15 protein-coding genes are annotated in these 14397 nt (G+C 28.7%); 3 read left to right on the top strand and 12 right to left on the bottom strand.

The window, feature by feature from the left end; all coding sequences use genetic code 11:
* Positions 1-141: 141 nt before the first annotated feature.
* A complete protein-coding gene (gene glnA, locus ABXT72_RS01835) occupies positions 142-1548 on the top strand; it encodes a type I glutamate--ammonia ligase (protein ID WP_415278671.1) in 1407 nt (468 codons plus the stop codon).
* 5 nt (positions 1549-1553) lie between these two features.
* On the opposite strand, the gene ABXT72_RS01830 is transcribed toward glnA, so the two are convergent.
* From ABXT72_RS01830 to ABXT72_RS01790, 9 genes are read right to left on the bottom strand one after another with little or no spacing between them, the layout of a single operon-like run.
* Complete coding sequence (locus ABXT72_RS01830) at positions 1554-1724, bottom strand: hypothetical protein (protein WP_169036262.1); 171 nt, start codon at positions 1722-1724, stop codon at positions 1554-1556.
* A 58-nt stretch (positions 1725-1782) separates the two neighbouring features.
* Entirely contained in the window at positions 1783-2115 is a 333-nt protein-coding gene (locus ABXT72_RS01825) for a HesB/IscA family protein (RefSeq protein WP_415278669.1), read from the bottom strand.
* Entirely contained in the window at positions 2115-2411 is a 297-nt protein-coding gene (locus ABXT72_RS01820; RefSeq protein ID WP_415278668.1) for an iron-sulfur cluster assembly protein, read from the bottom strand. Before ABXT72_RS01820 ends, ABXT72_RS01825 begins: the two co-directional genes overlap by 1 nt.
* Before the next feature lie 8 nt (positions 2412-2419).
* A complete protein-coding gene (gene sufU, locus ABXT72_RS01815; protein WP_415278667.1) occupies positions 2420-2884 on the bottom strand; it encodes a Fe-S cluster assembly sulfur transfer protein SufU in 465 nt (154 codons plus the stop codon).
* The gene (locus ABXT72_RS01810) at positions 2884-4101 is read right to left on the bottom strand and encodes an aminotransferase class V-fold PLP-dependent enzyme (protein ID WP_415278666.1); all 1218 of its coding nucleotides are present in this window, start codon (positions 4099-4101) and stop codon (positions 2884-2886) included. The genes sufU and ABXT72_RS01810 overlap by 1 nt, the downstream gene beginning before the upstream one ends.
* The gene (sufD, locus tag ABXT72_RS01805) at positions 4098-5339 is read right to left on the bottom strand and encodes a Fe-S cluster assembly protein SufD (protein WP_415278665.1); all 1242 of its coding nucleotides are present in this window, start codon (positions 5337-5339) and stop codon (positions 4098-4100) included. Before sufD ends, ABXT72_RS01810 begins: the two co-directional genes overlap by 4 nt.
* A 3-nt stretch (positions 5340-5342) precedes the next feature.
* Positions 5343-6077 carry a Fe-S cluster assembly ATPase SufC gene (gene sufC / locus ABXT72_RS01800; RefSeq protein ID WP_415278663.1) on the bottom strand — a complete coding sequence of 245 codons (735 nt, stop codon included), beginning with the start codon at positions 6075-6077 and terminating at the stop codon, positions 5343-5345.
* Complete coding sequence (gene sufB, locus ABXT72_RS01795; protein WP_415278661.1) at positions 6077-7519, bottom strand: Fe-S cluster assembly protein SufB; 1443 nt, start codon at positions 7517-7519, stop codon at positions 6077-6079. The genes sufC and sufB overlap by 1 nt, the downstream gene beginning before the upstream one ends.
* 1 nt (position 7520) lies before the next feature.
* Positions 7521-7946 carry an RrF2 family transcriptional regulator gene (locus ABXT72_RS01790; protein WP_415278659.1) on the bottom strand — a complete coding sequence of 142 codons (426 nt, stop codon included), beginning with the start codon at positions 7944-7946 and terminating at the stop codon, positions 7521-7523.
* A gap of 148 nt (positions 7947-8094) precedes the next feature.
* Here ABXT72_RS01790 and ABXT72_RS01785 point away from each other — a divergent pair, with 148 nt between their 5' ends.
* Positions 8095-8739, top strand: a complete 645-nt coding sequence (locus tag ABXT72_RS01785) for an alpha/beta hydrolase (RefSeq protein WP_415279151.1) — start codon at positions 8095-8097, stop codon at positions 8737-8739.
* A gap of 2 nt (positions 8740-8741) precedes the next feature.
* Here ABXT72_RS01785 and ABXT72_RS01780 read toward each other — a convergent pair whose 3' ends face one another.
* Positions 8742-9869, bottom strand: a complete 1128-nt coding sequence (locus ABXT72_RS01780) for an anhydro-N-acetylmuramic acid kinase (RefSeq protein ID WP_415278658.1) — start codon at positions 9867-9869, stop codon at positions 8742-8744.
* A gap of 44 nt (positions 9870-9913) precedes the next feature.
* Here ABXT72_RS01780 and tyrS point away from each other — a divergent pair, with 44 nt between their 5' ends.
* The gene (gene tyrS / locus ABXT72_RS01775; protein WP_415278657.1) at positions 9914-11143 is read left to right on the top strand and encodes a tyrosine--tRNA ligase; all 1230 of its coding nucleotides are present in this window, start codon (positions 9914-9916) and stop codon (positions 11141-11143) included.
* Here the strand turns inward: tyrS and ABXT72_RS01770 are convergent.
* Together ABXT72_RS01770 and prfB are read right to left on the bottom strand one after the other, a co-directional pair.
* Entirely contained in the window at positions 11140-13332 is a 2193-nt protein-coding gene (locus ABXT72_RS01770; protein WP_415278656.1) for a hypothetical protein, read from the bottom strand. The two genes, tyrS and ABXT72_RS01770, sit on opposite strands and share 4 nt — an antisense overlap.
* Positions 13332-14382, bottom strand: a protein-coding gene (prfB, locus tag ABXT72_RS01765; protein WP_415279149.1) for a peptide chain release factor 2 whose coding sequence is annotated in 2 segments (ribosomal slippage) — positions 13332-13844 and positions 13846-14382 — 1050 coding nt in all. Because the reading frame shifts where the segments join, the coding sequence is not laid out codon by codon here. Before prfB ends, ABXT72_RS01770 begins: the two co-directional genes overlap by 1 nt.
* Positions 14383-14397: the final 15 nt, after the last annotated feature.

Below are 14397 nucleotides of genomic sequence, written 5' to 3'. Positions count from 1 at the left end.
AACTAACAATTGATTGCTAATTTAGCAAATAATGTTGTAATTCATATGTAAAAAACGCATAGGTGATATTTATTAATCAAGCAATATTATTTTAAAAAGATTTGTTAATAATGAGCTACAAAATTTAAAAAGGGAGAAACTATGACTGCTAGTAATGTATTAAAATTTATTAAAGATAAAGAAGTTGAATTTATTGATTTAAGATTTACTGACCCTAGGGGAAAACTTCAACATTTAACTATGGACCATACGATTGTTGACGAAGAAATGCTTAATGAGGGTGTATTTTTTGACGGTTCATCCATAGCTGGGTGGAAGGCTATCAACGAGTCAGATATGATTTTAAAACCTGATACATCAAGACTTGTTATGGATCCTTTTACCTCTCATAATACTTTAATACTTTTTTGTGACATTTTAGATGCTGTTAAAAAATCTCCTTACGAAAGAGACCCAAGAGGAACGGCGAAAAAAGCAGAAGAGTATTTAAAAAAATCTGGAGTTGGTGATAAAGCATTTTTTGGTCCAGAACCCGAATTTTTTGTTTTTGACGATGTTAGAATTAATAACGATCCAAATAATACCGGTTTTATAATAGACAGCAAAGAAGGTCCTTATAATTCTGGAACCATATATGCCAATGGAAATATGGGTCACAGACCTCCAGTTAAAGGTGGATATTTCCCAGTACCTCCAGTTGATAGTGAACAAGATATGAGAGGTGAATATTTAAAAAGTTTAAAAGAAGTTGGTGTTAAGGTTGAAAAACATCACCATGAAGTTGCTCCAAGTCAACATGAGCTAGGTATGGTTTTTGGAACTTTAGTTGAAACAGCAGATAATGTTCAGCTTTATAAATATGTAGTTCAAATGGTTTCTCATTCATTCGGAAAAACAGCAACGTTTATGCCTAAACCTGTTGCTGGTGACAATGGTTCTGGAATGCATATTCATCAATCAATTTGGAAAAATGATAAGCCCGTTTTTTCTGGTGAAGCTTATGCCGGATTATCAGAGATAGCATTACATTATATAGGTGGTATTTTAAAACATGCAAAAGCTATTAATGCTTTTTCAAACTCTACAACAAATAGTTATAAAAGATTAATACCAGGATTTGAAGCACCAGTACTGTTAGCTTACTCTGCAAGAAATAGATCTGCATCTTGTAGAATACCGATTAGTTTAAATAAAAATGGTGCTAGATGTGAGATAAGATTTCCTGATGCATCAGGAAACCCTTACTTAACTTTTGCTGCTATGCTTATGGCTGGTTTAGATGGTATTAAAAATAAAATTCATCCAGGTGAATCTTTTGATAAAGATCTTTATGACTTACCTCCTGAAGAGGTTAGAAATATCCCAACTGTTTGTGGCTCCCTAAGAGAAGCTATGGAAAGTTTAGATAAGGATAGAGATTTTTTAACTGAAGGTGGTGTATTTACGGATGATCAAATTGATGCTTACATTGCATTAAAATTTGAAGAGATACATAGATTTGAACATGCACCTCATCCTGTTGAGTTTGAAATGTATTACAGTAGCTAAAATTATTACTGTCTAGTAGTTGCGATTTTATCTTTGTTAATTCCCTTTTTAACAACATAATCCTGTGTGCCATTAGCACCAGTATTTACTTCCGTTCGAAGAGTCTTGAAGAATGTTCTTTCTTTTAATGATTTTTCTAATGATTTAACAAGATTTTTAAATTCAAATTTATTCATACACATTAAATACCCTAGATATGCATAAATTGCAATACTGATATGCGTATTTGTTATATTAGACTTTAAAAGATTCTCCACAGCCACAACGCTCAGATTCATTAGGATTATTGAACACAAATGAAGAAGAAAACTCCTCTTTTTTATAATCCATCTCAGTTCCGAGCAGATACATTACAGCTCCCGCATCAACAAACACTTTTACACCCTTATCTTCGATAATCTCATCTGTAGGATTAACTTCTTTAGCATATTCCATAACATATGACATTCCTGCACAACCACCAGATTTAACTGCAACCCTGACACCAATTGAGCTTGATTCAATTCCAGACATAATTTCTTTAATACGACTTGCAGCATTATCACTTAGTTTAATTATTGGATTCATTATAAATTTAATTCCAATTTAGCTGCCTCGGACATCATTGACTTTTCCCAAGGTGGTTCAAAAACTAAATCAAGATCAACTTCTTTAATACCTTCCACTTGCATGGCACTATCTTTAACCTCTTGAGGTAAGCTTTCAGCGACAGGACAATTGGGTGTAGTTAAAGTCATTATAATTTTAGCTTTATCCTCTTTTACCTTAACGTCATAAATCAAACCTAATTCATAAATATTAACTGGTATCTCAGGGTCATAAATTTTTCTAATTTCAGCTATTACTTGTTCTCTTAAATCCATAATTTTATCTAGTTTTCAGTATTGATTTCTTCTTGAGTTTTGTCAATTGCAGAAATTAAAGTGTGCCACGATAATGTTGCACATTTTACTCTCATTGGATATTGCTTTACTCCAGATAAGCACATTAACTTAGTTTTTTCATCTTCCTGCAAATTTTTTGATTTTAAATCTGGGTTTTCTTTAATCATACCCAAAAAATCATTTACAATTTCTTTGACTTGAGCTTCTTCTTTTCCCTTCATTAAATCAGTCATAATTGATGCTGATGCCATTGAAATTGCACAGCCACTTCCCTCAAATGAAACATCTTGTACTTTTTTGTCTTCATCCAATTTTAGAAATATATGAACATTATCACCACATAAAGGGTTATTACCTTTTGCATCTTTGTTAAAATTTTCTGTCTTTCTTAGATTGCGTGGATTTTTTCCATGTTCTAAAATAATTTCTTGATAAAGTTCTTTAATATTCATTATAAATTAAAAATTTTTTTACAGTTATTTATTGAGCTATTAAGTTGGTCTAGATCTTCCTTTGTATTGTAAACACCTAATGAAGCACGTGCGCTTGCTGAAATTCCTAATTTATCATGTAAGATTTGACAGCAATGGTGTCCGGCTCTTATAGCAACACCATCTTCATCTAATATAGTGGCTATGTCGTGTGGATGTACGCCTTCAATTGTAAAAGATAAAACTGCAGCTCTATTTTTAGGATTACCTATTAACTTAACAGAATTATTTCTTTTTAAGATTTCTTGTCCATATTCAATTAATTCTTGTTCATGTTTGATCATACTTTCTATTCCAATTTTTTCTAGAAACTTTATAGATTGATCAAAGGCAATAACTTGTGCTGTTGCCATTGTTCCTGCTTCATACTTGTTTGGTAAATCACCATAAGTAATACTGTCTTTTTTAACGTCATTAATCATACCACCACCACCTTGATAAGGAGGTAATTGTTCTAACCATTTTTTTTTAGCATAAAGCACTCCAAGACCAGTTGGTCCATACATTTTATGACATGAAATAGCATAAAAATCACAGTCAATATCTTGCATATCTAATTTTAAATGTGGTGCACCCTGACAACCATCAACTAAAACTGCGATACCTTTTGAGTGAGCTAATTCTGTTATCTCTTTAACTGGCAAAACGGCTCCAGTCACATTAGATAAGTGAGTAATAGCAATTAATTTTGTTTTTGAATTTATTTTTTTTTCAATACTTTCGAGTGTAATTTCACCATCATCATTAATTTCTGCAAATTCAATCTTAATCCCTTTTGATTGTCTTAAAAAATGCCATGGCACATAATTAGAGTGATGCTCAAGTTCAGTTATAAGAATTTCGTCTCCATGTTCCAAATATTTTTGGCCAAAAGTATTAGCCACAAGGTTAATTGCTTCAGTGGCACCTTTAGTAAATACAATTTCATTTTTATCTTTAGCATTAATATATTTTTGAACAGAAGATCGTGTATTTTCATAAAGATTAGTTGCTGCCACAGCTAAGTAATGAACACTTCTGCCTGTATTTGAAAATTCATTAGTATAAAACTCGTTTACTCTATCAATTACTGATTGTGGTTTTTGAGATGAGTTAGCGCTATCAAGATAAACAAGATCATTATTATGAATCTTGTTACTAAATATTGGAAATTCATTTTTTATATCTGATATACTCATTCTGTAATTCCTATCATATTTTTAATTAAATCTTTAATTTCTATATCTGTAATTTTTTCTACTGCATCAAGTAAGAATCCTTTAATTAATAATTCTTTTGATTGCTGATTACTCAAACCACGAGACATCAAGTAAAATATTGCATCTTCATCTAAATTACCAGATGTTGCTCCATGAGAACATTTTACATCATCAGCATAGATCTCAAGTTCTGGTTTTCCATCAAATTCAGTATTCTCACTTAATAATAGAGCTTTACTAAGTTGATACCCATTTGTTTTTTGGGCTTTTGAGTTTACATAAATTTTACCTTGATAAATACCTTTTGCATTTTCATTTAAAACACTTTTAATTAATTGATAGCTTTTTGTATTTTTAGCTAGATGATTAATATTAGTTTTGATTTCATGATGTTGTGAGTTTGTTAAATTTATTATTCCATTAATAAATGCTGAGCTGTACTCATCATTTAAATTACAATTAATTTCATTTTTTATAAATTTAGACCCAGTCGAAAAAATAAAATTTTCTGAAATACTATTTTTTTCTAAATTAATATTATTATAAGAATATTTAATATTAGAATTTTTTTTATGATCAATCTTATAATTTTTAAGAATAGCATCTTGTGCAATATCAAAATTTTGAACTATATTTATAAAATTATTTTCAGAACTATCATCAAACAAATCTATGAGTTTCAAACTACTATTTTTTTCAAGAACAATGTCTGTTTTCAAATTGATCGCTGTTGATTTAAGTTCTTTGGTTGTAATATTGTATATAATTAATGGCTCATTCATTGAATAGTTCTCTTTAACCGTTACTCTGATATAACTGGCAATTAGAGCATTGTTCAATGAAACCAATGAATTAACTTCTTTAGAATTTTCATTTTGATTTAAATCTCTTGTTATCAAAACTTTAGTGTCATCTTCAGAGCTAAAATCAACTTTTGAAATTACTCCGTTAAGAAAAATTATTTTATTATGTGCAAATTTATCAATAAAGGTAGTTTCATCAATCTCACTTATTTCAAAGTCGGTATGAAAGCGTAAATTTTCAATATTAGAAGAAATTATCTGATTCAAATCTGAAAACTTCCAATCTTCCGCTCTTTTATTTGGAAAACCATTCTCTACAAATTGATTAAAGTTTTCTTTTCTAGAATTTATACTTTTCTCTGAAAGTTTTAAACTTTCTATGACTTTATTAAAATCTACTTTTAGTTGTTCCATAATCTAACTTAAACTTTCGTATCCTTTGTTTTCAAGTTCTAATGCAAGTTCTGACCCACCCGATTTAACTATTTGTCCATTAATTAAAACATGCACAAAATCTGGTTTTATATATTCTAATAATCTTTGATAATGAGTAATGATTAAAAAAGAACTTTCTTTACTTCTTAATGCATTAACACCTTCTGAAACTATTTTTAAAGCATCGATATCAAGTCCGGAATCTGTTTCGTCTAGAATAGACAGCTTAGGATTTAATATAGACATTTGAAGTATTTCATTTTTTTTCTTTTCTCCACCAGAAAAACCTACGTTTAATTGTCTGCTTAGTATTTTTTCATCAAATTTTAATTCGCCTGCTTTTTGCTTAACTAATTTTAAGAATTCAATGGCATCTAATTCTTTTTCACCTTTAGCTTTTTTAATTGCATTTAAAGATGTTTTTAAGAATATATTGGTATTAACTCCTGGTATTTCAAGTGGATATTGGAATGCTAAAAATATTCCTTTATGAGCTCTTTCTTCAATCTCTAAATCTAAAAGATTTTCATTAAAATACTTTACTTCGCCAGTTATTGTGTAACCTTTTTTCCCTGAAAGAACATTTGATAGAGTGCTTTTACCAGATCCATTCGGTCCCATAATTGCATGTACTTCCCCTGGCTTAATTTCTAAATTTAATCCTTTTAATATTTCTTTATTATCAATATTTGCTTTAAGATCTTTAATTGTTAACATTAACCAACACTCCCTTCTAAACTGATACCAACTAATTTTTGCGCTTCAACAGCAAATTCCATTGGTAGCTGCTGCAACACTTCTTTGCAAAAACCATTAACAATTAAACTAACAGCCTCTTCTTGATTTAAACCTCTTTGATTACAGTAAAATAATTGTTCTTCACTAATTTTTGATGTAGTCGCTTCATGTTCAATATTTGAGCTAGAATTTTTATTCTTTATGTATGGAACTGTATGTGCTCCACACTTGTTACCCATCAAAAGAGAATCGCATTGAGTAAAATTCCTCGCATTATCAGCACTTCTAGCTATATCTACTAATCCTCTGTATGTATTATCAGCAAAACCAGCCGATATACCTTTAGAAATTATTTTGCTTTTTGTATTTTTTCCAAGATGAATCATCTTTGTACCAGTGTCTGCTTTCTGATGATTATTGGTGATAGCTATTGAATAAAATTCTCCAACAGAATTATCTCCTTTTAAAATACAACTTGGATACTTCCATGTGATTGCTGAACCTGTCTCGACTTGTGTCCATGAAATTTTTGAATTTTTCCCCTTACATAATCCTCTTTTAGTAACAAAATTATAAATACCTCCTACACCATCTTTATCTCCAGGGTACCAATTTTGAACCGTTGAATATTTAATTTCAGCATCATCTAGTGCAATTAATTCTACATTAGCAGCATGCAATTGATTTTCGTCTCTCATTGGTGCAGTACACCCTTCTAAATAACTTACATAACTTCCTTTATCAGCAATAATCAAAGTTCTTTCAAATTGACCTGTTTCTGTAGCATTAATTCTAAAATAAGTAGAAAGTTCCATGGGGCATCTTACACCTTCGGGAATATAAACGAATGACCCATCAGTAAAGACTGCTGAGTTAAGTGTTGCAAAATAATGATCTGATAATGGAATTACAGAACCTAAGTATTTTTTTACTAATTCAGGGTGTTCTCGTATCGCTTCTGACATAGAGCAAAAAATAATTCCTTTTTTATTTAACTCACCCTTGAATGTTGTTGCAACAGAAACAGAATCAAATACAGCATCAACTGCAATTCCATTCAGTCTTGCTTGTTCTTGCAAGGGAATTCCAAGTTTATTGTAAGTTTCTAATAATTTTGGATCTAACTCATCTAAACTTTTTGGTTTATCATCCATACTTTTTGGTGCTGAATAATAATAAAGATTTTGATAATCTATTTTAGGATATTTAGGTTTTTGCCAATTTGGTTCTTTTAATTGTTTTAGTCTTTCAAATGCTTTTAGTCTCCAATCAAGCATCCACTGTGGTTCTTTTTTAATATTTGAGATAAACTTAATTACCTCTTCATTTAAACCTTTAGGAGCTCGAGTGTTTTCAATATCAGTTGAAAAACCATATTTATAATCTTTTAATTTTTCTATTTCCTTTTCTCTTGCGTCCATTTTAATTTCTACTTTCTGAAGAATTGTTAATAAGATCTTTTAAGTTTTTTTGTTCAAAAAAATTATTGATATGAATCTCAAGTTCATCCCACAAATTATGAGTAATGCACTTTGTTGTCTTGCTGTTACATCCTTTTTTAGATTCTTTTTTACATTGAACAGTTTTAACTTCTTCATCTACAGCACTAAGTATATTTGCTAATTTAATTTCTTCTGGTTCTTTGTTTAAGATATAACCACCATTAGTTCCTCTAATGCTTTTCACAATATTGTATTTTTTTAATTTAGAAAAAATTTGTTCTAGAAAATCTAAGGAAATTCCTTGTCTTAACGATATATCTCTTAAAGATACTGGATTAACGCTATTAAACTTAGCGAGATCAGCTAATGCCATTACTGCATATCTACCTTTTGATGTTAATTTCATTTTACCCTTATTTAAGAAGGCTTTTTATACAATCTTGACTAAATTAGTCAAGTATACAATATGTAAAAAAGATAACATATTGTCGCTTAGTTATGATAAGTGTATTTTTTTTTGAGAATAATAATCAATATCATTTATGGACAATAAAATAGTAGAAGTTTTTATACCTGGACCTGCCGGAAGAATGGAAGCCAAGTATTACAAAAGTGAAAAAATTACATCACCAATAGCACTAGTATTGCAACCTCATCCTCAATATGGAGGAACAATGAATAATAAAGTTGTGGTTGATACATTTCATACTTTTATGGAAAATGGATTTTCTGTATGCAGAGTAAACTTTAGAGGTGTTGGAAAAAGTGATGGTGAATTTGATAATGGTCAAGGAGAACTAGCTGACGCAGCTGCAGCACTAGATTGGTTAGAACGTGAAAATTTTGATAACTCACAATGTTGGGTTTCAGGATTTTCTTTTGGATCATTAATAGCAATGCAATTATTAATGCGAAGACCAGAAATAAATAGATTTATTGCAATATCGCCACAACCAAACGTATATGACTTTTCATTTTTATCTCCATGCCCCACTTCGGGTTTGATGATTTATGGTAAAAAAGATGAGTTAGTTCCCTTGGAACATATTGTAGATCTAGATAAAAGATTAAGTGCTCAAAAAGGTATTAAAGTTGACTTTCAAGCTATAAGTGATGCTAATCATTTTTTCACTAAAACAGAAGACGTATTGGTAAAAAGTTTAGATAGATATATTAAAAAAGAATCTGCTTTATTTTAATCTTAATAGTTTTTAACTAAAACTCCGCCAATTGATGGTCTTAGTACACCCGTAGTGTTAGGGTATGAAATTACTTTTTTAAGTGAAGATCTAATTGCGAGATAAGCGAAAGCTTGAGATTCAATAAAATCTCCATCAATATTATAATCATCAATTATTTTTAAGGAGATATTTTTTGGTAATCTTTTTTTTATACTCTCCATTAAAGATAGGTTTTTTCTTCCCCCTCCACAAACAATTATTAATAACTTTTGATTTTCTTTGATCTTAATTGATTTTAAAATTGATTGGTAAATTATTATCGCAGTGAAATCTACTAATGTTGATAAGCCATCCTCATATAAAAGACCTTTCACAAAACTTAAGTCAAAATCCTTTATATCAAATGAAAGTTTTTTTTGATTACTTATATTATCAAAATTATCAATCGCTTGATTTAGAATAACTTCACTTGTTTTTCCAATATTTGAAGCTTTTCCATTTTCATCATATTTCATTTGTGTGTGTCTTCTGACCCATTCGTCTAAGAGACAATTACCTGGACCTACATCAAAACTTTTCAGATCTTCATTATTTTTTGAGACAACAAGAGTGATATTTGCAATACCTCCTACATTTAAAACACAAGCAGGTCTCTCAATTTGATTCTGATTTATTAGTAAGTTGTGAAAGATTGGGGCTAATGGAGCTCCTTGTCCGCCGTTAAGAATGTCATTTTCTCTAAAGTTGTAAACTACCTCTTTTTTTAAAAGACTTGATAGTAAATTACCGTCTCCAATTTGTTTTGATATTTTTTCCTGAGCATTATGAAAAATTGTTTGACCATGGAAACCAACAAGATCTACATCTATTCCTGCGCTCTTTATAGTTTCTTTACTAATTTTGGCTTGAAATAATGTAATTTTTCTCTCAAGCTCTTTAATTTGATAAGAATTAGTGGTCAGATCTTTTATTGAATTTATTTTATCCCTTAGATTTAGTAAGTCTGAATAAATTACCTCATCATACTCAAAATATTTATCAAATATAGGTTCATAGTTATTTTCACCATCAGACCTAATAACTGACGCATCAACCCCGTCCATAGATGTGCCGCTCATTAACCCTAAAGAAGTATAAAATTTTTCCATTCTTATTTTTTAAGTAAATATTGTATATTGTAGATAGCATATTTATGAATAAATTTTTAAAAGAATTTAAAGATCGGGGTTTCTTTTACCAGTGTACTGGAGAAGAAAACCTGTCTCAATTATTAGATAAAAAAAAAATCAGAGCTTACATAGGTTTTGATTGTACAGCTGAAAGTCTTCATGTTGGAAGCTTACTCCAAATTATGTGTCTTAGATTGTTACAAAAACACGGTCACCAACCAATAGTTTTATTGGGAGGGGGTACTACTAGAATAGGTGATCCATCTGGTAAAGATAAAACTAGAACAATTTTATCTGAAGAAGAAATTGAAAAGAATATAAATAATATTGAAAAAATTCTAAAAAACTTTTTAGATGATAAAGACCCAAAAACAAAACCTATATTTGTTAATAATTATACTTGGCTTAAAAATTTAAATTATATTTCTTTTCTAAGAGATGTGGGTAAACATTTTACAATCAATAAAATGTTAAGTTTTGATAGTGTTAAAATTAGATTAGAAAGAGAACAGTCATTAAGCTATATGGAATTTAATTATATGATTTTGCAAGCTTATGATTTTTTAGAATTGAATAAAAAAGAAAACTGTATGCTTCAAATTGGTGGCTCTGATCAATGGGGCAATATTGTTAATGGAGTTGATCTTATAAAAAGATATTCAAACAATCCTGTTTATGGTTTAACGACACCTCTTATTACATTGGCATCAGGTGCAAAGATGGGCAAAACTGAATCTGGTGCTGTTTGGCTAGATAAAAAATTTCTTTCAGCATATGACTACTGGCAATTTTGGAGAAATATTGACGATCGAGATGTATTAAAGTTTTTAAAAATTTTTACAGATATTGATGTTGATGAAATTGAAAAAATTAAAAATGATAATATTAATGAACTAAAAATTTTACTTGCAAATAAAGCTACATCTATGTTGCATGGTGAAGATGAAGCAAGTAAATGCCATGAAACAGCAAAACAAACATTTTCTGAAAATTCATTGGGTGATAACCTGCCAACTATTCAAATTAACAAAAAAATGCTAGCCAATAATATAAATATTCTAGATTTAGTAATTTTATCTAAGTTAGAAAGCTCCAAGAGTGAAATTCGAAGATTAATTAAAGGAAATGGAATTAAAATAAACAATCAAACTATTTCTGATGAAAAGTTTTTAATTACTGAAGATTTATTTAAAGACAGTTTAATTAAACTTTCTCTTGGTAAAAAAAAACATATTAAAGTTGAATTAATTTAGTTCTTTTTAATTTTTTCTAGTGTTCTTGTTATGAATCTAGGTGTTAAAGTTTTAATTGGATTAACTGTTGTAGATAAGTTCTTTGGAGGTCCTTTTATTTTAAAACTTACACCAAAAACACCTTCACCCGTTTTATCTCCTATCAATATTTTTCCAAGTAGAGGAATTGAAGCTATAGATCTATTTATAGTTGTAGCAGGAACTAATGTTCCTCTTAAACTAACCAGTTTCTTTGATTCAATGTAACCATCCATTAATATAGAAATAGCCGGACCAATTGCATACATTTCTTCAATCTTAGTATGACCTTTACGACTTGAATAACGCATTTCAAAATCAGTAAATCTTATTCCCTCGCCAGTTAAAAGATCTGCAATTCCTTGAAGAGAGGCTAGACTTAAAAGCTTAGCAAAAACAGGTACTTCTTTAACTTTAAAATTATCAACAACTAATACGGAATCAGAAACACCATCTTTTTTTATGGAGTAAAAATTTAGATACCCTTCCTCAAATCCTTTTATAAAATCATATCTTTTAATCAAGGGCTCTGGATGGTTTGAAAAAAATTTTGTAATAATTTCTTTTTGATTATTAGTTTTAATGGATAAATTCATTTTTTTATTGTTAGAGAAAGCAGACTCTAAGTTTAATTTACTTAATTTACTTTCTTTAAAAGTAAAGTTTCCAAATAAATTTTTTGTGTAATCATTTTTGTTTAAATACGTTGTATCTATTTTAACATCAAATTTAGAATTTAAATTTTCAAAGATTATAGAACCTTCATCGTCATTCATGCTATTATTAATGAACTGAGTTGCATCAAAACTTTTGCCTTTTATAGAAAAATTAGATTTATTTCTCTTTAACTCTACTCTGTTAAAAAGATTATTTTTATTTTTATAATCAAGCTTAACATAATCCAAATCTTTAATTTTAAAGTTTTTACTTAATAATAAGTCTTTAAATAAAATTAGATTATTTCTTTCTGTTATAGAGATAGTTTGAAATATTAATTCTTTATTTTTTTTGTAAATACCTTTTAATAGAATTTCCGAACTGTCTCCTTTTTCCTTTTCGTAATCTAAAAAATTTATTATCAATGGATTGTTTTTAATATTAAGCTTTGTATCAAATGTTATTGTTCCATCATTATTATTGATTTTATAATATAATTGTTCTACCTCATCTCCAATGTAGATATTCCCCTTTCCTTTAATATCTATTATATCTTTTGTTAATTTAATTTTGATCTTATGCTCTTTAAGCTTAACTTGTTTATTATAATTGGGTAAAAAAGTTTTTAAATCAAGAGAGTTTTTAACTATTTTGAGGTTTTTTAGGTTCAAATCTGTTTCAAGTTTTAAATCATTCAATTTCAAATTTTTGTTTATGTTAAATGAAAAAATATTTATAGAGTTGAAATCTATCTTTTCTGTCTCAATAGTGCTCAGTAAGTCACCAAGTATAGGTTTTAGTTTATTTATATCAAAATTTTGATGATCGCTTATCACCTCTCCTTCAATAAAAAATCTATTATTTTTTTCTTGAACTTTAATCAAGGATGATTTTAAATTTATATTATTAATTTTTGTTTCTACTTTTTTTAATGTTAATTGATTTTTACTTATATCAAATGAAAGGTTTAAATTTTCAATTTCTACTTGGTTAAAAGTATGAAATTTTGCTTTTTTAATAGTCCCATTTATTTGATAATCTTTTTTTATTTCCCCATCTATATCAAACGTAAGATTTATATTTGCAGAAATTAATCCTGCTTTAGTAATGCTATCTAATATAAAAAGTTGTGGTGATCCTTTAACTTTTCTTGTTAATGAGATTAGATCTTTAATTTGAATTTCTTTTGTGGAAATTTCTATATCATCAATAGAAAAATGATTATTTATAAAAGATTTAAATGATATGTTGGTAATAATATCTCTTAAATCTAGACTTTTATCTTCCAATAATATTTTTGGATTTTTTGCTGAAATATTAATACTGAAATTTAGTGGGTTTAATAAATAATTAACCTCATTTAACGAAAGATTAATATTTTTATTAATTTTTGAAACATTCTTTTTTATTTCATTATTAAACTTTTCTGTCTTTATTCCATATATGCTTAGGTAAATGATGATAGCAGCAAGGATTATTATTAATATTGTAAGTATTTTAATAATTTTTTTCATTATTTCACTTTATATAATGAACTTTCTAAAAAATCATCAATCTCACCATCCAAAATTTTATTCGGATTTGAGCTTTCAAAGTTAGTTCTGTTATCTTTTACCATTCTGTATGGGTGAAGTACATAGGATCTAATTTGATGACCCCAACCAATTTCTGACTTAGAGGACTCGATCGTTTGGCTTTCTTTTTCTTTTTTTTTTAATTCAAAATCATACAGTCTTGCCTTCAGCATATTCATGCAGGTGTCTTTATTTTTATGCTGTGATCTTTCATTTTGACATTGAACAACAATTTTAGAAGGCAAGTGAGTGATTCTTACCGCACTGTCAGTGGTATTTACATGCTGTCCTCCTGCTCCACTTGATCTGTAGGTGTCAATTCTTAAATCTTTTTCATTTATCTCAATTTCAATATTTTCGTCCACTACTGGATAAATCCAAATACTAGCAAAACTAGTATGCCGTCTAGCTCCAGAGTCAAAAGGAGATATTCTAACCAATCTATGAATTCCAAGACTCAGCTTTTAACCATCCATAAACATAATCACCCTCAATTTTAATAGTTGATGATTTTATGCCAGCTTCATCTCCCTTATGTTCGCTGATTAATTCTGATTTAAAACTCTTAATATCTGACCATTTTAAATACATTCTTCTTAGCATTTCTGCCCAATCTTGGCTCTCTGTTCCGCCAGCACCAGCATGAATTTCTATATAGCAATCCAAACTGTCAGTTTCATTTGATAAAAAACATTTAGTTTCATTTTTTTTAGCTAATTTTTTGAGATTTTTGATACTCTCTAGAACTTCATTTAATACAGACTGATTTTTTTCTTCTAAAGCAAGTTCATTTAATTCATCTAGTTCAATTATTGATTTAGATGAATTTTCATATGAATTTATTAATTCTTCATATAATTTTTTTTCTTTAATAACTTTTTGTGAAATTGATTTGTCTTGCCAGAAATTAGATTCTAGTATTTTTTTGTTATTCTTTTCTAATTTTTTATGAATACTGCGTGTTTCAAAGGTACTCCTTAACTCTTTGATTGATTTTCTCTATTT

Source organism: Candidatus Pelagibacter sp. Uisw_094 (assembly GCF_047729535.1).
Taxonomy (GTDB): domain Bacteria; phylum Pseudomonadota; class Alphaproteobacteria; order Pelagibacterales; family Pelagibacteraceae; genus Pelagibacter.
Note: the sequence above shows the minus strand (reverse complement) of the source record. Positions and strands in the feature narration are given on the sequence as shown.